The organism is Corynebacterium sp. LK2537 (assembly GCF_040946485.1).
Lineage (GTDB): Bacteria > Actinomycetota > Actinomycetes > Mycobacteriales > Mycobacteriaceae > Corynebacterium.
Genome location: NZ_JAYWLQ010000002.1, coordinates 394,269 through 416,357 on the forward strand (window position 1 = coordinate 394,269; position 22,089 = coordinate 416,357).

Annotated in this window: 18 protein-coding genes; 14 read left to right on the forward strand and 4 right to left on the reverse strand. The window is 67.0% G+C overall.

Annotated elements, in window-relative coordinates; all coding sequences use genetic code 11:
* Window positions 1-32: 32 nt before the first annotated feature.
* The 3 genes from uvrB to VVS03_RS04715 all read left to right on the forward strand — a co-directional run bounded on the left by uvrB (window position 33) and on the right by VVS03_RS04715 (window position 3,171).
* Window positions 33-2,138, forward strand: a complete 2,106-nt coding sequence (gene uvrB / locus VVS03_RS04705) for an excinuclease ABC subunit UvrB (RefSeq protein ID WP_368519760.1) — start codon at window positions 33-35, stop codon at window positions 2,136-2,138.
* Window positions 2,139-2,186: 48 nt separating this feature from the next.
* Window positions 2,187-2,633, forward strand: a complete 447-nt coding sequence (locus VVS03_RS04710) for a universal stress protein (protein ID WP_368521096.1) — start codon at window positions 2,187-2,189, stop codon at window positions 2,631-2,633.
* A 97-nt stretch (window positions 2,634-2,730) separates the two neighbouring features.
* Window positions 2,731-3,171, forward strand: a complete 441-nt coding sequence (locus tag VVS03_RS04715; protein ID WP_368519762.1) for a universal stress protein — start codon at window positions 2,731-2,733, stop codon at window positions 3,169-3,171.
* Between the two features lie 106 nt (window positions 3,172-3,277).
* On the opposite strand, the gene VVS03_RS04720 is transcribed toward VVS03_RS04715, so the two are convergent.
* From VVS03_RS04720 to VVS03_RS04735, 4 genes are all read right to left on the reverse strand, one after another.
* The gene (locus VVS03_RS04720) at window positions 3,278-4,312 is read right to left on the reverse strand and encodes an App1 family protein (protein ID WP_368534069.1); all 1,035 of its coding nucleotides are present in this window, start codon (window positions 4,310-4,312) and stop codon (window positions 3,278-3,280) included.
* A 15-nt stretch (window positions 4,313-4,327) separates the two neighbouring features.
* On the reverse strand, window positions 4,328-6,553 hold the full coding sequence (locus tag VVS03_RS04725; protein ID WP_368519764.1) for a UvrD-helicase domain-containing protein: 2,226 nt from the start codon (window positions 6,551-6,553) through the stop codon (window positions 4,328-4,330).
* 108 nt (window positions 6,554-6,661) lie between these two features.
* Window positions 6,662-7,576, reverse strand: a complete 915-nt coding sequence (locus VVS03_RS04730) for a DoxX family membrane protein (protein ID WP_368521098.1) — start codon at window positions 7,574-7,576, stop codon at window positions 6,662-6,664.
* A 123-nt stretch (window positions 7,577-7,699) separates the two neighbouring features.
* The gene (locus VVS03_RS04735) at window positions 7,700-8,302 is read right to left on the reverse strand and encodes an MBL fold metallo-hydrolase (RefSeq protein WP_368519766.1); all 603 of its coding nucleotides are present in this window, start codon (window positions 8,300-8,302) and stop codon (window positions 7,700-7,702) included.
* Window positions 8,303-8,386: 84 nt separating this feature from the next.
* Here VVS03_RS04735 and uvrA point away from each other — a divergent pair, with 84 nt between their 5' ends.
* From uvrA to VVS03_RS04790, 11 genes are all read left to right on the forward strand, one after another.
* Complete coding sequence (uvrA, locus tag VVS03_RS04740; RefSeq protein WP_368519767.1) at window positions 8,387-11,239, forward strand: excinuclease ABC subunit UvrA; 2,853 nt, start codon at window positions 8,387-8,389, stop codon at window positions 11,237-11,239.
* 294 nt (window positions 11,240-11,533) lie between these two features.
* The gene (gene infC / locus VVS03_RS04745; RefSeq protein WP_290226283.1) at window positions 11,534-12,055 is read left to right on the forward strand and encodes a translation initiation factor IF-3; all 522 of its coding nucleotides are present in this window, start codon (window positions 11,534-11,536) and stop codon (window positions 12,053-12,055) included.
* Between the two features lie 33 nt (window positions 12,056-12,088).
* Window positions 12,089-12,283 carry a 50S ribosomal protein L35 gene (rpmI, locus tag VVS03_RS04750; protein ID WP_070769319.1) on the forward strand — a complete coding sequence of 65 codons (195 nt, stop codon included), beginning with the start codon at window positions 12,089-12,091 and terminating at the stop codon, window positions 12,281-12,283.
* Between the two features lie 57 nt (window positions 12,284-12,340).
* Window positions 12,341-12,724, forward strand: a complete 384-nt coding sequence (gene rplT, locus VVS03_RS04755) for a 50S ribosomal protein L20 (protein WP_290226108.1) — start codon at window positions 12,341-12,343, stop codon at window positions 12,722-12,724.
* 150 nt (window positions 12,725-12,874) lie between these two features.
* Entirely contained in the window at window positions 12,875-13,675 is an 801-nt protein-coding gene (locus tag VVS03_RS04760) for a TrmH family RNA methyltransferase (protein ID WP_368519768.1), read from the forward strand.
* A 127-nt stretch (window positions 13,676-13,802) separates the two neighbouring features.
* A complete protein-coding gene (pheS, locus tag VVS03_RS04765) occupies window positions 13,803-14,849 on the forward strand; it encodes a phenylalanine--tRNA ligase subunit alpha (protein ID WP_368519769.1) in 1,047 nt (348 codons plus the stop codon).
* A gap of 38 nt (window positions 14,850-14,887) precedes the next feature.
* Window positions 14,888-17,401 (forward strand): phenylalanine--tRNA ligase subunit beta, encoded by a 2,514-nt coding sequence (gene pheT, locus VVS03_RS04770; RefSeq protein WP_368534068.1) that lies wholly within the window; start codon window positions 14,888-14,890, stop codon window positions 17,399-17,401.
* A gap of 136 nt (window positions 17,402-17,537) precedes the next feature.
* Window positions 17,538-18,596: an N-acetyl-gamma-glutamyl-phosphate reductase gene (gene argC / locus VVS03_RS04775; protein WP_368521100.1), complete on the forward strand. Its 1,059-nt coding sequence runs from the start codon at window positions 17,538-17,540 to the stop codon at window positions 18,594-18,596.
* Between the two features lie 66 nt (window positions 18,597-18,662).
* Complete coding sequence (gene argJ / locus VVS03_RS04780; protein ID WP_368519772.1) at window positions 18,663-19,877, forward strand: bifunctional glutamate N-acetyltransferase/amino-acid acetyltransferase ArgJ; 1,215 nt, start codon at window positions 18,663-18,665, stop codon at window positions 19,875-19,877.
* Between the two features lie 52 nt (window positions 19,878-19,929).
* Entirely contained in the window at window positions 19,930-20,877 is a 948-nt protein-coding gene (gene argB / locus VVS03_RS04785) for an acetylglutamate kinase (RefSeq protein WP_368519773.1), read from the forward strand.
* The gene (locus tag VVS03_RS04790; RefSeq protein ID WP_368519774.1) at window positions 20,874-22,043 is read left to right on the forward strand and encodes an acetylornithine transaminase; all 1,170 of its coding nucleotides are present in this window, start codon (window positions 20,874-20,876) and stop codon (window positions 22,041-22,043) included. The genes argB and VVS03_RS04790 overlap by 4 nt, the downstream gene beginning before the upstream one ends.
* Window positions 22,044-22,089: the final 46 nt, after the last annotated feature.

The following is a 22,089-nucleotide window of genomic DNA, read 5'->3' on the forward strand; positions in this document are numbered from 1 at the left end:
GACCCCGCGGGCGGGCGGGTAGACTGGCCGGCATGGCCTTTGCAGCGGAACACCCCATCCTGTCCGAGTCCGAACACCGCCCCGTGGGCGAGGTGGAGCGCACCCCCGGCGAGTTCAAGGTCGAGTCCGAATACGAGCCCGCCGGCGACCAGCCCGCGGCCATCGCGGAGCTGGATAAGCGGCTGGATCGCGGCGAAGCCGACGTGGTGCTCATGGGCGCGACCGGTACCGGTAAATCGGCCACGGCGGCGTGGCTCATCGAACAGCAGCAGCGCCCGACGCTGGTGATGGCGCCGAACAAGACCCTGGCCGCGCAGCTGGCCAACGAGCTGCGCCAGCTTCTGCCGCACAACGCGGTCGAATACTTCGTCTCTTATTACGACTACTACCAGCCGGAAGCGTATATCGCGCAGACGGATACCTACATCGAGAAGGACTCCTCGATCAACGAGGACGTCGAACGCCTGCGCCACTCGGCGACCTCGGCGCTGCTCTCGCGGCGCGACGTCGTGGTGGTCAGCTCCGTGTCCTGCATTTACGGCCTGGGCACGCCGCAGTCCTACCTGGACCGCTCGGTGGTGCTCGCCGTGGACGACGAGGTCGAGCGCGACCGTTTCCTGCGCCTGCTGGTCGACATCCAGTACGAGCGCAACGACGTCGGCTTTACCCGCGGCACCTTCCGCGTCAACGGCGATACCGTCGACATCATCCCCGCCTACGAGGAGCGGGCGGTGCGTATCGAGTTCTTTGGCGACGACGTGGACTCGCTCTACTACATCCACCCGGTCACCGGGGACGTGCTCGAGCAGGTCGACGAGCTGCGGATCTTCCCGGCCACCCACTACGTGGCCGGCCCGGAGCGCATGGAAAAGGCCGTCGCGGACATCAAAGAGGAGCTGGCCGAGCGCCTGGCGGACTTGGAAAACCGCGGCAAGCTGCTGGAGGCCCAGCGCCTGCGCATGCGCACCGAATACGACCTGGAGATGATCGAGCAGGTCGGTTTCTGCTCGGGCATCGAGAACTACTCGCGGCACATCGACGGCCGCGAGGCCGGCTCCGCGCCGGCGACGCTGCTGGACTACTTCCCCGAAGACTTCCTGACGATCATCGACGAGTCCCACGTGACCGTGCCGCAGATCGGCGGCATGTTCGAGGGCGACATGGCCCGCAAGCGCAACCTGGTCGAGTTCGGCTTCCGCCTGCCCTCGGCGGTGGACAACCGCCCGCTGACCTTCGACGAGTTCGAGCAGCGCGTGGGGCAGACGGTCTACATGTCGGCGACCCCGGGCGATTACGAAATGACCGCCGCGGGTGGCGAGTTCGTCGAGCAGGTCATCCGCCCGACCGGGCTGGTGGACCCGAAGGTCACGGTCAAGCCCACGAAGGGCCAGATCGACGATCTTATCGATGAGGTGCGCACCCGCGTCGACAAGCAGGAGCGCGTGCTCGTGACCACGCTGACCAAGCGCATGGCCGAGGATCTCACGGACTACCTGCTCGAGCACGGGATCAAGGTGCGCTACCTGCACTCGGACATCGACACCCTGCAGCGCGTGGAGCTGCTGCGGCAGCTGCGGCTGGGCGAGTTCGACGTGCTGGTGGGCATCAACCTCCTGCGCGAGGGCCTCGACCTGCCGGAGGTTTCCCTGGTGGCCATCCTGGACGCGGACAAGGAAGGCTTCCTGCGCTCGACGACGTCGCTCATCCAGACCATCGGCCGCGCGGCCCGTAACGTCTCCGGCGAGGTCATCATGTACGCGGACAAGGTGACCGAGTCGATGAACAACGCCATCGAGGAGACCGAGCGCCGCCGCGAGAAGCAGATCGCCTACAACACCGAGCACGGCATCGATCCGCAGCCGCTGCGCAAGAAGATCGCCGACATCCTGGACCAGGTCTACGACAACGACGGCGACGGCGACGGGGAATCGGCCGCGGCCAGTGACCCGGCGGCGATGGTGGACAAGCCGGACGTGTCCTCGATGGCGGTCGAGGAAGTCGAGAAGCTCATCGACGATCTGACCGCCCAAATGGGGGAGGCCGCCCGCGAGCTCAAGTTCGAGCTTGCAGGACGTCTGCGCGACGAGATTGCGGACCTGAAAAAGGAAGCGCGAGGCCTCAAAGAGGCGGGCATTTAGAGGCTATACTAGGGCGGAAGCAAGCTGAATCTGCAAGAAAGAAAGAACATGCTTACCTATTCGAACATCGTCGTCGGCACCGACGGCTCGGCTACCTCCCTGCGCGCCGTGCGCACCGCCGCCTCCTTGGCGCGCGTCTACGAGGCCCGCCTCATCATCGTCTCCGCGTTCTTCAACCACTCCAGCTCCATGCTGGGGGCCACCGGCTCGGACAACACCGGCGTGCCGGTCATCAGCGAGGACATGGCGAAGGACTTCCTGGCTACCGCGCTGAAGGTCGCGGAGGAGGAAAAGGCCGACAACGTCGAGATCGTGGGCCGCTCCGGCGATCCGGTCAAGGCGCTGCTGGCGGCCGGCGAGGACTTCGACGTCGATCTCTTCGTCGTGGGCAACAAGGGCTTCAACTCCATGCGCGGCCGCGTCTTCGGCTCCGTGGCGAAGGATCTGACCCGCCGGGCACACGTCGATGTGCTTGTGGCAGATACCACTGACTAGCTCGCTGCACCAAAGCCCCGCCGGCTGGTTGTTACGCTAGAATAGGGTAAATACCAGAAGAATATTTTGCGGACTAAGAGTCCACAGAAAGGTCACCATGAGCGATTACAACACCATTGTTGTCGGCACCGACGGCTCCAACTCCTCCCTGCTGGCAGTGGAGCGGGCGGCCAAGATTGCCGCTGCGTTCGACGCAACCCTCATCATCGGTTGCGCCTACTACGAGAACAAGGAAGAGGCCTCCAAGACTCTGCGTCAGGAGTCTGTGACCATCCTGGGTGATGACAAGGCCGAGGCTAACCTCGTGGCCGGCCGCGAGCACGCTGAGAAGTTCGGCGTCAAGGACGTCAAGACCGCCGTCCGCCCGGGCACCCCGGTCCAGGCCCTGATGTCGATTGTCAACGACAACAAGGCTGACCTGCTCATCGTCGGTAACCGTGGCATCAACTCCCTGACCGGCCGCCTGCTGGGCTCCGTCCCGGCCGACGTTGCCCGTCAGTCCGACTGCGACGTCATGATCGTTCACACCGTCGCCTAAGCTGCGGCTAGCCGCCGGAGATTAAAAGGCCCTCCCCGCTGCGTCCCTTGCGATGCGGTCGGGGAGGGCCTTTCGCGTGCCCGGGCCACGGGCGCCGGAGGAGGGCCTAGTGAGTGCGGTGCTTTTCGACGCGCTCGAAGGGGTTGCGGCGGTAGACCGCCAGGAGGCTGTGGCCGTTGTCGCCCTGGATGAGCGGGACGTCGCTGCGCGCGCTGTCGCCGGCCTCGGCGAGCGGGGCGGCGGTTCCGTGCGAGAGCACGTGCTCCTGCGGCGACAGGTTGCGGATGGCCACGCCGGCGATGCGCTCGGGGTGCTCGTTGACTATGTCACGGTAGGTCAGCGGATCGTGCTGGCCGTCGTCGCCGACCAAGACCCACTGGATGTGGGGGAAGTCGATAATCAAATTTCGGAGCTGGACCTTCTTGTGTTCCACGCCGTTGCGGAAGAGCCCGGTGGGGGTGGGACCCCAGTCGGTCAGCAGCATCGGGCCGCGCGGCAGGCGGTGCGCGCGGACGAAATTCATCAGGGTGTCGAAGGTGTTCCACGCCCCGGTCGAGAGGTAGAAGACGGGTGCGTTCGGGTGGGCATCGATAAGCTCCGAGTAGAACGCGCCCATGCCCGGCACGGGCTGGCGGCGGTTGGTGCGCTTGAACCAGGAATTCCAGGTTGCCAGTAGGGCGCGCGGCAGCCAGGTGACCATGATCGTGTCGTCGACGTCGCTGATGATGCCGACGCGGGTCTTCTCGTCGACGATGAGGACTTCCGCGGTCACCGGCTCGGCGCCCTCGGCGGCAATGGTTACCTCGTGCCACCCGGGAGGCAAGCCGTGGTCCTTGACGAGCACGTCGATATAGCCGTTGTCGTTGGTGGAGGCGTGCACGGTCTGATCCCCGGCGGTGACCGTGATATCGATGCCCGCGACCTGGATGGTGAAAAATTGGCGGTAGCCGCGCTCGGCCCAGTTGCGGGCCGGTTTCTCGGGGTTTTCCATCAGAACGCGGCCCAGCACGCGGACTCGGTCCGGGCTGCCGTAGCCCAGGTAGCCGGTCACCGTGGGGACCCAGCCCCGAGCGTCGGATCGCTTCACGCTCCAGCGGTTGATATGGCGCTCGCAAAGGCGGGCAAAATCAGATAAAGCCATAATGACCAATCTATCCTAAGCGGGCAGCTCGCCGTAGACCGTAAGCGTCTGGGTGGCCCGTGTCAGCGCCACGTAGAGGTTCTGCAGCCCCTGCGGGGAGGCCGCGACGATAGCCTGCGGGTCGACGATGACCACGTGGTCGAACTCCAGGCCCTTGATCTCCTCGACGTTGCTGGCATCAATCACCGCGCGCAGGCGTCCGTCCGCCGTGCTGCCGATGCCGGCTGCCGGCCGGTCTGCTTCCTCCTCCGGCAGGCAGTGGTAGGCCACCGGCTCGCCGGGGCGGATGGCGGTGGCGGGCTCGGCGTGCGGGTCGATGAGTGTAAGCAGCCGGTTGGCGACCTCGGCGATGGGCTCCGGCGTGCGGTAGTTGACGGTCAGGCGGTGGTGGCGGAAGCGGCCGCCGACGAAGGGCTCGAGCGTGTCCGCCCAGGCGTCGACGCCGGCCGGGGCGCTGGTCTGGGCGGTGTCGCCGACCAGGGTGACCCAGCGCGAGGGGCTGCGGCGGAAGACCATCCGCCACTCCATGGCGCTAAGCTCCTGGGCCTCGTCGACGACGACGTGACCGAAGGCCCACGTGTGGTCGGCACGAGCGCGCTCGGCGGTGGTGCGGTGGTCCTGGACCTGCTGGCGCCGCGCCAGGGTCTCGGCGTCGATGACGTCGTGCGCGGAGAGGATCTCCGCGTCGAACATGTCGTCGTCGTTGTCGGTGGACTCGGAACTGCTGAGGATGTCCAGGGCGTCCTCGGCTTCGGCGACCTGCTGCTTCCAGGCCTCGCGTTCGGCCTCCTCGACGGCGGCCGGGTCGGGCATGCCGATTAAGACGGCGAGCTCGTCGAGAAGCGCAGCATCGCTGGCCGTCCAGGCCGTACCGTCGGCGCGGTAGAGTGCCCCCTGGGTTTCCTCGTCGTAGGCCGCGGCCGCCCGGGCGATGAACTCCCGGGAGCACAGCAGCTCGGAAAGTACCTGCTGGGGGCTGAGTTCCGGCCAGTAGGCGTCGATGAGCTCGCGCACGGCGGGGGACTCGGACAGGTCGTCGTGGAGCTGGTCGACGTCGGCGCGCGAGAGCAGGTTCTCGCCACCCAGCGGGTCCGCGCCGATGCGCTCCGAAAGCGCCTGGGCCAGGGACTCGGTGAGGTGCTCGGCGAAGGCCAGGCGGGCATCGTTGTGCGGCTTGCGGGAGCGGCGCGCGCGGGTGCGGGCGGCCTTGACCATGGCCGGGGTGACCTCAAGCGGCAGCTGCTCGACGGTGATCTCCTGGGCTTCGCCCGGCACCTGCTGGTAGTCCTTGACGGCGTTGGCCAGGATCTCCGCCATGGCCTCGGAGCCCTTGATCTCCCGGGCGAGGAGATCCTCCGGGTGGTTGCCCGTCACGCCGGGGAAGAGGTCGCCGATGGTCGAGAGCACGGTGCCGGTCTCGCCCAGCTCGGGCAGCACCTGGGAAATATAGTCCAAAAACGTCGGGTTGGGGCCCACGATAAGCACGCCGGTCGAGGCGAGCCGCTCGCGGTAGGTGTAGAGCAGGTAGGCCACGCGGTGCAGCGCCACGGCGGTCTTGCCGGTGCCCGGGCCGCCCTCGACGACGAGGACGCCGCGGGTGGAATCACGGATGATCTCGTCCTGCTCGCGTTGGATGGTCTCCACGATGGAGGACATATGTCCCGTGCGCGCCTGCTGCAGGGCCTGGAAGAGCGCCGACTCGCTGGCCACGCCGGCGGTATCCGTGCCGGCGCCGTCGCCGGAGAGGAACTCGTCGGTGAGATCCGTGACCTCCCGCCCCCGCATCCGGATGGTGCGGCGCTGTTCGACGCCCTCCGGGTGGGCGGTGGTGGCCAGGTAGAACGGGCGGGCCATCGGGGCGCGCCAGTCCAACAGCAGGGTGCGGTAATCGTCGGCGCGGTCGTCCATGCCCATGCGCCCGATATAGCGCCGGTCGAGGCCCGCCTCGGTCGGGTTGTCCCCGTCCGCGTCGATGTCGATCCGGCCGAAGACCAAGCCCAGCTGCGCCAGGTTGAGCTTGTCGAGCTTGGCCTGCAGGCCGTGGTATTCGGTCTCGCGGCGCACCAGCGCGTCCGCGTCGGGGGTCTGGGGATCGACATCCGCCTGCACGCGGGCCAGGGATTCGTTGGCGCGGGCGACGGCGTCGTCGAGGCGATCGAACAAGCCATCCACGTAGGCCTGCTCGGCGGCTATCTCGGCCTGGTGGGCCGCGGCCTGCCGCGGGTCACGTTCACCGGTCATTTGGTGGGCTTTCTGTCTTGTGCACGGGTTTGCGGGGTGGGCAAAAGAACAACGGCCCAGCATACTCGCTGGGCCGTTGCGTGAGAAAAGTAGCTGGAAGGAGAAAGCTTAGAGCTTGCCCTCGAGCTTCTTCATGGCCTTGGCGATGGCCTTGTCAGCGCGCTTTTGCAGCTTGTCAGCGTTCTTGGAAGCCTTCTTGGCGGCGCGCTTGCCGTTCTTCTTGTCGGCGGCGGAGCGGGCCTTCTCGGCTTTCTCCTGGGCGCGGGACGCGGCCTTGACGGCACCCTTGCGGGCGGTCTCGGCGTTGTCCTGGGCGGCCTTCAGCCAGTCGTCCTTGTTGTCGGTGACGAAGTCCTTGGCGTCGTTGACGTAGCCCTTAGCGGTCTCCAGCAGATCCTTGCCGCTTTCCTGCCAGTCGTCCTTGTTGTCATCGATGTAGGCCTGGACCTTGTCGGAGGTCTCGTTGAACCAGTCGGAAGCGCGATCCGAGAAATCGGAGGCGCGCTCGGTCACGTCGTCGGCGAACTTCTGGGACTCCGACTTGGTCGGCAGCGCCTGCTGGATCTTCTTGTTGGTGCGCTCACCGGCCTTCTGGGCGCGCCAGCGCAGGGACGGCTTGCCGGCGGTGTCCTGGGTGGTGATAAACAGCGCACCCAGCAGGGCGGTGTTGGTCAGCAGGCCGTTGCGCTTGGAGGTCTTCTCCTCGGCGCTGTCGGCCTCCCAGAAGTTGTTGCGGGTCAACATCGTCGGCAGGGTAGCAGCGGCCAGCACAGCGGCCGAGGTACGCGGAGCCTTGCCCAGGGCGAGCAGGGAACCGGCGCCAACCTTGGCGCCGCCCAGGCCGCGGGCAACCAGTTCCGGGTCGTTCGGGACGTAACCGGCGTAGCTACCCGGCAGCGCCTTGCGCAGGGTCTGCAGGAAGGACTCCGTCTCCTCCACGTGATCGGAGGTGTTACGGAGAGTGTCCACACCGTCGAAAACGAAGACCGAAGCCAACATCGGGCGGGCAATCTTGCGAATCATGTCTGAAATGCTCCTTTAGTGAAAAAGACCAGTAAGTCTAACCTAGAAGTTCTAAGCCAGAAATTTAACCTAGGGGTTCAAGTTTACGCACTTTTTCCGCGGCTGTGGGCCAGCCGGGGGAGACTACCAGCGGCGGTCCCACCATTCGCCGAGGTGCGGGCGCTCCTCGTCGAGGGTGGTGGGCTTGCCGTGGCCCGGCCAGACGACCGTTTCGTCCGGATAGATATCAAATACGCGTTCGGTCAGATCCTTGTACAGGCGGACGAAGTCCCCCTCCGAGGTGGTCTTGCCGACGCCGCCGGGGAAGAGGGAATCACCCACGAAGAGGTTGGGCACCTCGTCCAGCTCGGTGACCAGCGCCGCCCCGCCCGGGGTGTGGCCGCGCAGGATGATGACGGGCAGCTCGTGCCCGGCGAAGTCGATGGTGTCGCCGTGGTTGAGCTCGACGTCGACGGGCGCGGGCAGGGCGGGCGAGTCCAGGAAGGACGCGTAGTGGGTGGCGCCGGTTTCCTTCAGGATTTCCGGCAGCGCGCGGACGTGGTCCCAGTGGCGGTGGGTGGTAAAGACCGCGGTGATGCTGACGCCAGCCTGGCGAGCCATGTCGAGGATGGCGGGGGCGTCGTCGGCGGCATCGACAAGCAAGCCCTCGTCGCCGCAGGCCAGCAGGTAGCAATTGTTGTCCATGTCGGAGACGGAAATATGGTGTAGCTTGAGCTCTTTAGTCATGTTGACCAGTCTACGGGTAAATTCAAGCGAAGAGACCCGCAGTGAATAATCTGTAGCAGATCCATTAAGGAAGGTAGGCAAACTGTGGCTGATCGCCTTGTCGTCCGCGGCGCCCGCGAGCACAACCTGCAAGGGGTAGATATCGACCTGCCCCGCGACAAAATGATTGTGTTCACCGGCCTGTCCGGCTCGGGCAAGTCCTCGCTGGCTTTCGACACCATTTTCGCAGAGGGCCAGCGCCGCTACGTGGAGTCACTGTCTTCCTATGCCCGTATGTTTCTGGGGCAGATGGACAAGCCGGACGTCGATTTCATCGACGGCCTGTCCCCGGCCGTGTCCATCGACCAGAAGTCGACCAACCACAACCCGCGCTCGACGGTCGGCACCATCACGGAGATCTACGACTACCTGCGCCTGCTGTTTTCGCGCGCGGGCACGGCGCACTGCCCGAAGTGCGACGCCGTCATCGAGCGGCAGACCCCGCAGCAGATTGTGGACACGGTCCTGGAGCACGAAGAAAAGCTGAAGTTCCAGGTGCTCGCCCCGGTGGTGCGCAAGCGCAAGGGCGAGTTCGTCGACCTCTTTGCCGACCTGGCCGCCCAGGGCTTTGCCCGCGTGCGCGTTGACGGCGAGGTCCACCAGTTGTCTAATCCGCCGAAGCTGAAGAAGCAGATCAAACACGACATCGAGGTGGTCGTCGACCGCCTGCAGGTCAAGGCCTCCCAGAAGCAGCGCCTGACGGATTCGGTGGAAACGGCCCTGCGCCTGGCCGAGGGCCTGGTGAGCATCGATTTCGTGGACCAGCCAGAACTCAACCACACCTATTCGGAGAAGGCCGCCTGCCCGAACGGGCACCCGCTGACCATCGAGGAATACGAGCCGCGCGCCTTCTCCTTCAACTCGCCGTTCGGCGCCTGCCCGGTCTGCGACGGCCTGGGCACCCGCCTCAAGGTCGACGAGGACCTGCTCATCCCGGACCCGGACGCCCCGGCTGTCGATGCCGTCCAGCCCTGGCACTCCAGCCCCAATAGCCGCTACTTCGTCAAGCTGGTCGAGGGCCTGGGCAAAGCGCTGGACTTCGATCCGCACGCCCCGCTGAGCTCGCTGACCGACGAGCAGCGCGATGCCTTGATCCACGGCACCGAGCAGGAAGTCCACGTCCGCTACAAGAACCGTTACGGCCGCCAGCGCAACTGGACCGCCCCCTTCGAGGGCGCGGTGGGCTTTATCGAGCGCAAGCTGGAGACCACCGACTCCGACTCGCAGAAGGACCGCCTGCTGCAGTACACGCGCCAGGTGCCGTGCCCGACCTGCCACGGCTCCCGCCTGAAGCCGGAAATCCTGGCCGTGCGCCTGGCCTCGGGCGCACACGGCGAGCAGTCCATCGCGGGGCTGACGGCCCTGTCCATCGAGGACGCCTCCGAGTTCCTGTCCACGCTGCAGCTGGGCCACCGCGAGGAGATCATCGCCGGCGCGGTGCTCAAGGAGATCCAGGCGCGCCTGCGCTTCCTGCTGGACGTCGGCCTGAACTACCTGACCTTGGACCGCGGTGCGTCCACGCTGTCCGGCGGCGAGGCCCAGCGCATCCGCCTGGCCACCCAGATAGGCTCCGGCCTGGCGGGCGTGCTCTACGTCCTAGACGAGCCGTCCATCGGCCTGCACCAGCGCGATAACCAGCGGCTCATCGCCACGCTGCAGCGGCTGCGGGATATCGGCAACACCCTGATCGTCGTCGAGCACGACGAGGACACCATCCGCCAGGCGGACTGGCTGGTGGATATCGGACCGCGCGCCGGCGAATACGGCGGCCACGTGGTCTACCAGGGCGAGCCGGACGGCATCGAAAGCTGCGAGGACTCCCTGACCGGGCAGTACCTGTCCGGGGCTAAGGTCCTGGCGGTGCCGGATCACCGCCGCGAGATCGACAAGCAGCGCGTGCTGAAGATCGTCGGCGCCCGGGAGAACAACCTCAAGGGCATCAACGTGACCATCCCGCTGGGCGTGCTGGTCTGCGTGACCGGCGTGTCCGGTTCGGGCAAGTCCACCGTGGTCAACCAGATCCTGGCCAAGACCCTGGCCAACGAGCTCAACCGCGCGCGCCAGGTGCCCGGCCGCGCCAAGCGCGTGGAGGGCATGGAGCACCTCGACAAGCTGGTGCAGGTTGACCAGAGCCCCATCGGGCGCACCCCGCGCTCGAACCCGGCGACCTACACGGGCGTGTTCGACAAGATCCGCAACCTGTTTGCCGAGACCCAGGAGGCCAAGGTGCGCGGCTACAAAGCCGGGCGCTTCTCCTTCAACGTCAAGGGCGGGCGCTGCGAGGCCTGCCACGGCGACGGCACCCTGAAGATCGAGATGAACTTCCTGCCGGACGTCTACGTGCCCTGCGAGGTTTGCAACGGCGCGCGCTACAACCGCGAGACGCTCGAGGTCCAGTACAAGGGCAAGAACATCGCCGAGGTGCTGAACATGCCGATCTCGGAGGCCGCCGAGTTCTTCGAGCCGATCACCTCCATCCACCGCTACCTGCACACGCTGGTAGAGGTGGGCCTGGGCTACGTGCGGCTGGGCCAGGCGGCGACGACCCTGTCCGGCGGCGAGGCCCAGCGCGTCAAACTGGCCTCGGAGCTGCAGAAGCGGACCAACGGCCGGACCGTCTACATCCTGGACGAGCCGACCACGGGCCTGCACTTCGAGGACATCCGCAAGCTGATGCTGGTCATCCAGGGCCTGGTGGACAAGGGCAACTCGGTCATCATCATCGAGCACAACCTGGACGTCATCAAGGCCGCCGACTGGCTAGTGGACATGGGCCCGGAGGGCGGCAACGGCGGCGGCACGGTCGTCGCGGAGGGTACTCCGGAGCAGGTCGCGGCCGTCGAAGGCTCCTATACCGGGCAGTTCCTCGCCGACGTTTTGACCCCGGCCGGCAAGTAGCCGAGTTGGCCGCGGAAAGGGGAGCGGGGCCGCGATTTGGTGGGCCGCGGGTGGCGTGCTAATGTTGTTGGCACTACCGCCCGTGGTACCTTCCATAAGGTTTCCGGGTCACAAGCGGAGATTCTCCCACCCCCAGCCGCCTAGAGCAGGCAACGGGTCAAAAGGTAACCGAGCCCCTCGGGGCGCGGTATCTAGGTGAGACCTCCCGGCTGTCAGTTTTGGCAGGCGGGTTTCTTTGTTTGTGGCGTTGGTAGGCGAATTAACTATTGACCCTTCTCACTTAGGAGACACACAATCAGCGCTGAAGCTCGCATCAATGAGCGAATCCGAGTACCCGAAGTTCGTCTGATCGGACCCGAGGGTGAACAGGTAGGAGTTGTCCGTACCGACGACGCCCGCAAGGTTGCGTACGAAGCCGATTTGGACTTGGTCGAGGTTGCCCCGAAGGCGAAGCCGCCGGTGGCCAAGATCATGGACTACGGCAAGTACAAGTACGAGCAGGCCCAGAAGGCTCGTGAGGCTCGCAAGAACCAGCAACAGACTGTGGTCAAGGAGCAGAAGTTCCGTCCTAAGATCGATGACCACGATTACGAGACCAAAAAGGGCAATGTTGTTCGCTTCCTCGAAAAGGGCTCCAAGGTCAAGGTGACCATCATGTTCCGCGGTCGCGAGCAGTCGCGTCCGGAACTCGGTTTCCGCCTGCTGGAGCGGCTGGCTGAGGACGTCGCGGAGGTCGGCGTCGTCGAGTCCCGCCCCAAGCAGGATGGCCGCAACATGACCATGGTCTTGGGCCCGGTTCGCAAGGGTAAGAAGTAGACCACACACTAGGGATTTAAGGACTTAATTCTCATGAAGCAGAAGACCCACAAGGGCACCGCCAAGCGTATTAAGGTGACCGGTTCCGGCAAGCTGCGCCGTGAGCAGGCTGGCCGTCGCCACCTGCTGGAGGGCAAGCCCTCCAAGCGCACCCGTCGTCTGAAGGGCACCGAGGCTGTCGCCCAGTCCGACGTCAAGCGCGTCAAGCGCCTGCTCGGCCGCTCCTAGTAGCGCCGAACCCACCCCACCTCAATACCGTCGAGAAAGATTTAAGGAAGTACTACCGTGGCACGAGTAAAGCGCTCTGTGAACGCCAAGAAGAAGCGTCGCGCGATTCTGAAGTCCGCTAAGGGCTACCGTGGCGCCCGTTCCCGCCGCTACCGCATTGCGAAGGAACAGTGGCTGCACTCCATGACTTACGCTTACCGCGATCGTCGCGCCCGTAAGTCCGAGTTCCGCAAGCTGTGGATCCAGCGCATCAACGCTGCAGCCCGCATGAACGACCTGACCTACAACCGTCTCATCCACGGCCTGCGCCTAGCTGAGATCGAGGTCGACCGCAAGATCCTGGCCGAGCTGGCCGTCAACGACTTCGACGCCTTCTCCGCGCTGTGCGACGCCGCCAAGGCCGCCCTGCCGGAGGACGTCAACGCCCCGAAGGCTGCCTAAGCCTTAACGGCTCTCGGAGTAGTTTCACTACTTCGCCTTCCACCCCGCGCCCGCCACTGTTTAACAGTGCGCCGGTCGCGGGGCTTTTTGGTATCTGGGCCTGCGGTCCCCGTGCGGGTGGGTGGTGGCCTGACTGCTAGATTGGCGGGTATGACACTGGACTTTTCCCAACCTCTAACCGAACGCACGCCCCGCGTGGCCAAAGCCACGAAGCTGCACCGCGCCGCGGCCCGCCGGAAGGCCGGCGCTTTCCTCATCGAGGGCGAGAACGCCGTCGATGCCGCCGTGTCCACCGGCGCAGCCACCGACGTCTTCGCCACCGAGCAGGCAGCGTCGCGTTTCTCGGAGATCCTTACCGCCGCTGGCTATATGGACGTCTACGTCCACCCCATTACGGACAAGGCCGCCAAGTCGCTGTCCGACACCGCGACGACCACCGGCCTGTTCGCCGTATGCCGCCCAGTGCTGTGGTCGGCCGGCAAGATCCTGGCGGGCAAGCCCTCGCTGGTTTCGGTGCCGGTGCTGACCAGCGAGCCGGGCAACGCCGGCACCCTGATTCGCACCTCGGACGCGATGGGCGCCGACGGGGTCATCTTCGCCGGCGAGACCGTCGATCCGCTGGGCTGCAAGGTGGCGCGGGCCTCGGCCGGCTCGCTGTTCCACGTGCCGGTGGCGCGCGAGACCAACGTCAAGGACGTGCTGGGCCAGCTGCGCTCCCACGACCTGCAGATCCTGGCCACCGCCGCCGATGGGGAAGCGGATCTCGCGGACGTGGATCTCTCGCAACCGACGGCCTGGCTCTTCGGCAACGAGGCCCACGGGCTGGGCCGGGACCTACTGGACCAGGCGGACCTGCGGGTGCGGATCCCGATTCGGGGCCGCGCCGAGTCCCTCAATCTCGCGACCGCCGCCAGTATCTGCCTCTACGAGTCCGCCAAAGCGCAGAGCTAGCCCGAACTAGCCCGAACTAGCCGGGGTTGACGCAGGGATAAAATTCCCGCCCCGGCGCCGGTGTGCACGGTAACAGCGGGTAACATAGCCTGCGTTAGTTTAAGCGTGAGAAGAAGGTTGAAGCTACGTGTCAGATACCCCCGAGATTGAATTGACAGAGGCGGCCCTGGCCGCGGCCGCAGACGAGGCCATCGCCGCGTTTGAGGGCGCCGAGGACCTAGCCGGGCTGGCGCAGGCGCATCGGGAGCACTTGGGCGAGCAGGGATATATCCCGCAGGCCCGCAAGTCCTTGGGATCGCTGCCGAAGGACCAGCGCAAGGACGCCGGGAAGGCTGTCAACATGGCGCGCGGCAAGGCCGAGAAGCGCTACGCGCAGCTGAAGAAGGAGCTCGAAGAGCGCGCCCGCCAGGAACAGCTGGTCGCGGAGACGGTGGACGTGACCATCCCGACTACCCGCGCCCAGACCGGTGCGCTGCACCCGATTACGGCGCTGTCCGAGCGGATCGCCGACATCTTTGTGGGCATGGGCTGGGAGATCGCCGACGGCCCCGAGGTCGAGGCCGAGTACTTCAACTTCGACGCGCTGAACTTTAAGCCGGATCACCCGGCCCGCACGCTGCAGGACACCTTCCACGTCTCCGTGGAAGGCTCCAAGCAGGTGCTGCGCACGCACACCTCGCCGGTGCAGGTACGCACCATGCTGGACCGCGACGTCCCGCTGTACATCGCCTGCCCGGGCCGCGTCTTCCGCACCGACGAGCTGGACGCCACCCACACCCCGGTCTTCCACCAGGTCGAGGGCCTGGCCGTCGACAAGGGCCTGACCATGGCCCACCTGCGCGGCACCCTTGACCACCTGGCCCAGGTGCTCTTCGGGCCGGAGACCAAGACCCGCATGCGCACCAACTACTTCCCGTTCACCGAGCCGTCGGCCGAGGTCGACGTTTGGTTCCCGAACAAGAAGGGCGGCGCCGGCTGGATCGAGTGGGGCGGCTGCGGCATGGTCAACCCGAACGTGCTGCGCGCCGTCGGGGTCGACCCGGCCGAATACACCGGCTTCGCCTTCGGCATGGGGCTGGAGCGCACCCTGCAGTTCCGCAACGGGCTGTCCGACATGCGCGACATGGTCGAGGGCGATGTCCGCTTCACCCTCCCGTTCGGAATCCAGGCCTAGGCCGCTACCCAGACTCTTAGAAAGGAAGAATTCACCACATGCTTATTTCGCAAGGCTGGGTAACCCGCGTGCTTGGCACCCAGAACCCGGACTGGTCGGTCAGCGTTGAGGAGCTCGACAGCGGCTTTGTGCGCGTCGGCTTCGAAACCGAGGGCTACGCCGCGCTGCCGGAGTCGACCGGCCCGCTGGTCATCGGCCGCGTCGAGGAGATTGAGGAGCTGACCGGCTTCAAGAAGCCGATCCGCTACTGCCAGGTCAACGTGGGCGAGGCCAACGGCACCGGCGAGCTGCAGGGCATCATCTGCGGCGCCCGCAACTTCCGCGAGGGCGACTACGTGGTCGTCGCGCTGCCCGGCTCCGAGCTGCCCGGCGGCTTCAAGATTGCCGCGCGCGAGACCTACGACCACATCTCCAACGGCATGCTGGCCTCGGCCGCCGAGCTGGGCTTCGGCGAGAAGGCCGACGGCATCATCACCCTCGGGGAGGACGCCGGCCCGGTCGGCCGCGACGCCCGCGAGATCATCGGCCTGGACGAGACCGTCTTCGACGTCAACATCACCCCGGACCGCGGCTACGCGCTGTCGGTGCGCGGCCTGGCCCGCGAGGTGGCCTCGGCCTTCGACGCCGACTACCGCGACCTGGCCGAGGACCCGGCCGCCGCGGGCATCGATACCGCCCACGTACCGGCGGCCGACGATGCCGCCGGCGCCCTGCCGGTCGACCTGCGGGAGGAGACCAAGGCCCAGCGCTTCGGCCTGCGCAAGGTCACCGGCATCGATCCGCACGCGCGCACGCCGTTCTGGCTGGAGCGCGAGCTCATGCTCTCCGGCCAGCGCAGCGTCAATCTGCCGACCGACGTCACCAACTACATCATGCTGCTGCTCGGCTCGCCGATGCACGCCTTCGACGCCAACCAGGTCTCCGGCGGGCTGGTCATCCGCAACGCCCAGGCAGGGGAGAGCTTCCAGACCCTGGATCACGTAGACCGCACTCTGGACGCCGAGGACGTCGTCATCTGCGACGACAACGGCATCCAGTCCCTGGCCGGCGTGATGGGCGGAACCACCTCGGAGATCTCGGACGATACCACCGACGTCATCTTCGAGGCCGCCATCTGGGATCCGATCACCGTGGCGCGGACCTCCCGCCGCCACAAGCTGTCCTCGGAGGCCTCCCGCCGCTTCGAGCGCGGCGTGGACCCTGCCTTGGTAGAGGTCGCCCTGGACTACGCCTGCGCACTGCTGCAGCAGCTGGCCGGCGGCACCATCGAGGCCGGGCGCACGCTCATCGGCGAGGTCGCGCAGCCGGCCGCCATCGAGCTGCCCGTGGATATGCCCGGCCGCTACGCCGGCGTCGACTACTCGCTCGAGACCGTCGTTAACCGCCTCCAGGAGGTCGGCTGTCAGGTCGAGAACGCGGACTCCGAGACCTTGTCGGTTACCCCGGCTACCTGGCGCACGGACATCGGCATGGACGTCGACCTCATCGAGGAAGTCCTGCGCCTAGAGGGCCTGGCCGACATCCCGTCCGTCCTGCCGACCCCGCGCGGCGGCCGCGGCCTGACCCCGGCGCAGAAGCGCCGCCGGGCGATCGGCCACAGCCTGGCCTACTCCGGCTACGCGGAAATCATCCCGTCGCCGTTCGTGGCCAACGACACCTTCGACGTCTGGGGCCTGGCTGCCGACGATGCCCGCCGCCAGACCGTCGCCGTACAAAACCCGCTGGAGGCTGACAAGGCCCAGCTGTCGACGACCCTGCTGCCGAATATCCTGGAAGCGCTCAACCGCAACGTCTCCCGCGGCCAGGCCAACCTGCGCCTGTACGGCCTGCAGCAGGTCTCCTTCCGCCGCGCGGACGTCACGCCAATGCCCTCTGTCGAGTCCCGTCCGGACGACGAGACCCTGGCCGAGCTGCTGGGTACCCTGCCGGAGCAGCCGCTGCACGTAGCCACCGTCTCCGCCGGCTTCGCGGACAACCCGGGCCCGTGGGGCGAGGGCCGCGCCTACACCTACGCGGACGCCATCGAGTCGGCGCGCATCGTCGCGCGGGCGGCCGGCGTGGAGCTGGACGTGGAAGCCGCTAGCGAGCTGCCGTGGCACCCGGGCCGCTGCGCCGCGCTGAAGGTGGGCGAGAAGGTCGTCGGCTACGCCGGCGAGCTGCACCCGCAGGTGCTGGAGAAGCTGGGCGCGCCGGAGCGCACCTGCGCCATGGAGCTGGATGTTACGGCCCTGCCGCTGGACGAGCGCTTCCCGGCGCCGGTGCTCTCGGCCTTCCCGGCCCTGCACCAGGACATCGCTCTGACCGTCGCCGAGGACGTGCCGGCCGAAAAGGTCCGCCGCGTCATCGCGCAGGGCGCGGGCGATCTGCTCGAGTCCGTGGAGCTCTTCGACGTCTTCCGCGGTGAGCAGCTGGGCGAGAACCAGAAGTCGCTCGCGTTCAAGCTGCTCTTCCGCGCCCCGGACCGCACGCTGACCGACGAGGAGGTCAACGCGCACCGCGAGGCCGCCGCCGCTTTGGCCGAGCAGGAGCTGGGAGCGAAGATCCGCGCCTAGTTCCCGCCCGCACCTACCCCCGCCGCACCCAGCGGCGGGGGTTTATGCATTTTCGGGGGTAGTAAAAACGCTAGAAAACAGCGAAAGATTCGTGAATAACTTACATTCGAGTGCATATTCATCTATGCTCTTCGCTATGAGTATTCACGTCGCACTAGCTGGCGCCACCGGGTACGCCGGTGGCGAAATCCTCCGCCTCCTGCTGTCACACCCCGCGTACCGCCGTGGCGACCTGACCATCGGGTCGCTGTGCGCGCATTCCCAGGCCGGGGCTCCCGTGGCCGAGGCCCTCCCGCACCTGGCCGAGCTGGCCGACCGCACGCTGGAGGACACGACCGTCGAGACACTGGCCGGCCACGACGTCGTCTTCCTGGCCCTGCCGCACGGGCACTCGGCCGCCCTGGCCCAGCAGCTGCCCGAGGACGTCCTGGTCATCGACTGCGCCGCCGACTTCCGGCTGAAAAGCCCGGACGCGTGGGCGGACTACTACGGCACCGATCACGCCGGCTCCTGGCCCTACGGCTTGCCGGAGCTGCCCGGCCACCGGGAGGAAATTTCCGCCGCGCGCCTCGTGGCCGTGCCGGGCTGCTTCCCGACGGCCGTGACCCTGGCGGCCTTCCCGGCCCTGCAGGGCGGCATCGTGGAGCCGAGCTTCGACGTCGTCGCCGTGACGGGGCTTTCGGGTGCGGGCAAGAAGGCCGCGGTAGCCTTCAGCGGCTCCGAGACCATCGGCAACGTCAAGGCCTACAGCCCGGGCGGCACCCACCGGCACACCCCGGAGATGGTCCAGAACCTTTCCGAGCTGGTCCCTGGCGTCACCGTCAGTTTCACCCCGGTGCTCGTACCCATGACGCGGGGAATCCTGGCCACGGTCTCCGCCCCGCTAGCCGCCGATGTTCCCCAGGACGCGGCCGCCGTAGCGGACGCCGCCCGGCGCGCTTACGTCGCGGCCTACGCGGACGAGGCCTTCTGCCAGCTCTTGTCCGAGGGCGTCCAGCCGCAGGTCAAGCACGTCGTCGGATCGAATTTCGCCCAGATCCAGGTCCACGTCGACGCGGGGGCGCGCCGCCTGATTATGACCTGCGCTATCGACAACCTGACCAAGGGTACGGCCGGGGCAGCGGTACAGTGCCTCAACCTCGCCCTGGGCTGGGAGGAAACCGCCGGACTGACCGGCACCTCCGTCCTGCCCTAGAGCGGGACCAACATTCCCGCCACTAACCCTCGCCCCATCTTTCAAGCACCTTTTAGGAGAACCCCCATGCAGACTCACACCCCAGGACCTGACGCCGCCCCGGAAGAACTAGGCGTCGTGACCCCGGCCGGGTTTAGCGCTTATGCCGCGACCGCCGGCCTTAAGCCCTCCGGCAACCCCGATATGGCGCTGGTCGTCAACGAGGGCCCGTCCAGCGCGGCCGCCGCGGTCTTTACCCAGAACCAGGTCGTGGCAGCACCCGTCAAATACAGCCGGAAGGCCGTCGCTGACGGCAGCGTACGCGCCGTGGTGATCAACTCCGGCAACGCGAACGCCTGCAACGGCGCCCAAGGCGACCAGGACGCCGAGACCATGGCCCAGGCCACGGCGCAGGCCCTGGGGGTGGCGCCGCAGGAGGTCGTGGTGTGCTCGACCGGCATCATCGGCGAGCCGATGGATATGCCGGTGGTTGCCGGTGGCATCGACAAGCTGGGCGCTCAGGCAGCCCAGGGCGCGGGCGCGACGGCTAAGGCCGCGGGGCAGGCCGCGCAGGCCATTATGACGACCGACACGGTGCCTAAGCAGGCCTCGGCGCGGCGCGAGGGCTGGTCCGTGGGTGCTATAGGCAAGGGCGTGGGCATGCTGGCGCCCTCGCTGGCGACGATGCTCGCCGTTATCACCACGGACGCCGACGTCACCTCCGAGCAGCTTAAGACCGCGCTGGAAGCGGCGATGCCGAAGACCTTCAACACCCTGGACATCGACGGTTCGACCTCCACCAACGACACGGTGGTGGCCCTGGCCTCGGGCCGGGCGGGCATTACCCCCGACCAGGCAGAGCTCAACGCCGCCATCCACGAGGTCTGCGCCGCGATCGCCGCGCAGATGCAGTCCGATGCCGAGGGCGTGACCAAGCGCGTGCAGATCACGGTCACCGGTGCCCAGGACGATGCCGCCGCTCTGGTAGCCGCGCGCACCCTGGGCCGGGACAACCTCTTCAAGTGCGCGATGTTCGGCTCCGATCCGAACTGGGGCCGGGTGCTGGCCGCCGTCGGCATGGCGCCGGTGGCGATGGACCCGGACGGCATAGCCGTGCGCTTCAACGGCCATGCGGTCTGTGAGAACACCACCGGCACGCCGACCGCCCGCGAAGTGGACCTCAGCGGCACCGATATCGACGTCGAGGTCGACCTGGGCACGGGCGGCGCGGGGCAGGCGACGGTGCGGACGACGGACCTGTCGCACGCCTACGTCGAAATCAACTCCGCCTACAGCTCCTAGGTGCAGCGGCTTCGGATAAGCAGGAACAAGGACTAGGGGAGAAAGAAGAGCAATGAACAATCCCACTACGGACCGGCTCAGCGACGGGCAGCGGGCCCAGATCCTGGCGGAGGCGCTGCCGTGGCTGAAACACTTCCGCGACAAGATCGTCGTGGTCAAATACGGCGGCAACGCCATGGTCGACGATGCGCTCAAGGAGGCCTTCGCCGCCGACATGGTCTTCCTGCGCACTGTGGGCGCCAAGCCCGTGGTCGTCCACGGCGGCGGCCCGCAGATCAACGCGATGCTAGAACGCGTCGGCCTGCACGGCGAATTCCGGGGCGGCTTCCGGGTTACCACCCCGGAGGTCATGGAGGTAGTGCGGATGGTGCTCTTCGGCCAAGTCGGCCGGGAGCTGGTCAACCTCATTAACTCCCACGGGCCCTACGCGGTGGGCACGTCGGGGGAGGACGCCGGGTTGTTCCGGGCCCGTCGCCGCGAGGTCACCATCGACGGCAAGGGCTGCGACGTCGGCCTGGTCGGCGAAATCACCGAGGTCAACCCCGCGGCCGTGCGCGACATCATCGATGCCGGCCGCATCCCGGTGGTCTCGACCATCGCCCCTGGCGATAGCGGGGAGGTCTACAACATCAACGCCGACATCGCCGCCGGCGAGCTGGCTGTCGGGCTGGGCGCGGAGCGCCTTATTATGCTGACCAACGTCGAGGGCCTCTACACGGACTACCCGGACCCGGACTCGCTGGTCTCGAAGCTCGAGGCCAGCCAGCTCCGCGAGCTGCTGCCGCACCTGGACTCCGGGATGATCCCCAAGATGGAAGCCTGCCTCAAGGCGGTGGAAGGCGGGGTGAAGGCCGCGCACGTCATCGACGGCCGCCAGGCCCACACCGTGCTCTTGGAGCTGATGACCATGGGCGGCATCGGAACGATGGTGCTGCCCGACGATTACCAAATCAACAATTACCCGGCCGGAACGGTCTTTAGGAAGGACGACGCGAAATGAGCACCACTCCGCAGTGGAATGACGTCATGATGAACAACTACGGGACCCCGCCGCTGACCCTACGCAGCGGGTCGGGCGCCTGGGTGACCGACGACGCCGGGAAGGACTACCTGGATCTGGTGGCGGGCATCGCCGTCAACGCGCTGGGGCACGCCCATCCGGACATCGTCGCCGCGGTGAGCGAGCAGGTTGCCCGCCTAGGCCACGTGTCCAACCTGTGCGCCTCCGAGCCGACGCTCCAGGTGGCGGCCGCCCTGCGGGACAAGGTGGGCGATTCCAGCGCCCGGGTCTTCTTCTGTAACTCCGGCGCGGAGGCCAACGAGGCCGCCTTCAAGCTCGCGCGCCTGACCGGGCGCCGGCGGATCCTGGCCGCCCACGGTGGCTTCCACGGCCGCACCATGGGCTCGCTGGCGCTGACGGGCCAGCCGGACAAGCAGCGCGCCTTCCGCCCGCTGCCCGGCGGGGTGGAGTTTTTCACCTACAACGACATCGACTACCTGCGCACCCTGGTTGAGCAGGACCCGGCCGATACGGCCGCCATCATCCTGGAGCCCATCCAGGGCGAGGTCGGCGTGGTCCCGGCCACGCCGGAATTCCTGCGCGCCGCCCGCGCGCTCTGCGACGAGCACGGCATCCTGCTGGTTATCGACGAGGTGCAGACCGGCATCGGCCGCACGGGCTCGTTCTTCTGCCACCAGCAGGCGGGCATCCAACCCGACGTCATCACCCTGGCCAAGGGGCTGGGCGGCGGCCTGCCGATGGGCGCGACGATTGCCCGCGGCAAGGCGGCCGAGCTGTTCACGCCCGGCTCCCACGGCACGACCTTCGGCGGCAACCCCGTGGTCGCGGCCGCGGCCCAGGTGGTCATCGACCACGTCGACGAGGCCTTCTGCCAGCGGGTCCAGGACGCCGGAGCCGCCCTGCGCGAGGGCCTTTCCGCCCTGGAGCAGGTGGACTACGTCCGCGGCCAGGGCCTCTTGCTGGGCGTCGTGCTCAACCAGCCGCTGGCGAAGAAGGCCGTGCAGGCCGGTTACGACCACGGCCTGCTGCTCAACGCCCCCAACGAGTACGTGCTGCGACTGTGCCCGCCGCTGGTCCTGACCGACGCGGACATCGACTTCGCGGTCAAGCACATCGCCGCCATCCTGGGCGAGCTCAGCAAGTAGCGGCAACATCCGCGAGCCCATCCCTGCGGATTATGCACCAACCGCT

Excerpts from the sequence above, each read along its gene's own strand:
- uvrB (WP_368519760.1), top strand. The coding sequence starts at position 33 with ATGGCCTTTGCAGCGGAACACCCCATCCTGTCCGAGTCCGAACACCGC.
- VVS03_RS04710 (WP_368521096.1), top strand. The coding sequence starts at position 2,187 with ATGCTTACCTATTCGAACATCGTCGTCGGCACCGACGGCTCGGCTACC.
- VVS03_RS04715 (WP_368519762.1), top strand. The coding sequence starts at position 2,731 with ATGAGCGATTACAACACCATTGTTGTCGGCACCGACGGCTCCAACTCC.
- VVS03_RS04720 (WP_368534069.1), bottom strand. The coding sequence starts at position 4,312 with ATGGCTTTATCTGATTTTGCCCGCCTTTGCGAGCGCCATATCAACCGC.
- VVS03_RS04725 (WP_368519764.1), bottom strand. The coding sequence starts at position 6,553 with ATGACCGGTGAACGTGACCCGCGGCAGGCCGCGGCCCACCAGGCCGAG.
- VVS03_RS04730 (WP_368521098.1), bottom strand. The coding sequence starts at position 7,576 with ATGATTCGCAAGATTGCCCGCCCGATGTTGGCTTCGGTCTTCGTTTTC.
- VVS03_RS04735 (WP_368519766.1), bottom strand. The coding sequence starts at position 8,302 with ATGACTAAAGAGCTCAAGCTACACCATATTTCCGTCTCCGACATGGAC.
- rpmI (WP_070769319.1), top strand. The coding sequence starts at position 12,089 with ATGAAGCAGAAGACCCACAAGGGCACCGCCAAGCGTATTAAGGTGACC.
- VVS03_RS04760 (WP_368519768.1), top strand. The coding sequence starts at position 12,875 with ATGACACTGGACTTTTCCCAACCTCTAACCGAACGCACGCCCCGCGTG.
- pheT (WP_368534068.1), top strand. The coding sequence starts at position 14,888 with ATGCTTATTTCGCAAGGCTGGGTAACCCGCGTGCTTGGCACCCAGAAC.
- argC (WP_368521100.1), top strand. The coding sequence starts at position 17,538 with ATGAGTATTCACGTCGCACTAGCTGGCGCCACCGGGTACGCCGGTGGC.
- argJ (WP_368519772.1), top strand. The coding sequence starts at position 18,663 with ATGCAGACTCACACCCCAGGACCTGACGCCGCCCCGGAAGAACTAGGC.
- argB (WP_368519773.1), top strand. The coding sequence starts at position 19,930 with ATGAACAATCCCACTACGGACCGGCTCAGCGACGGGCAGCGGGCCCAG.
- VVS03_RS04790 (WP_368519774.1), top strand. The coding sequence starts at position 20,874 with ATGAGCACCACTCCGCAGTGGAATGACGTCATGATGAACAACTACGGG.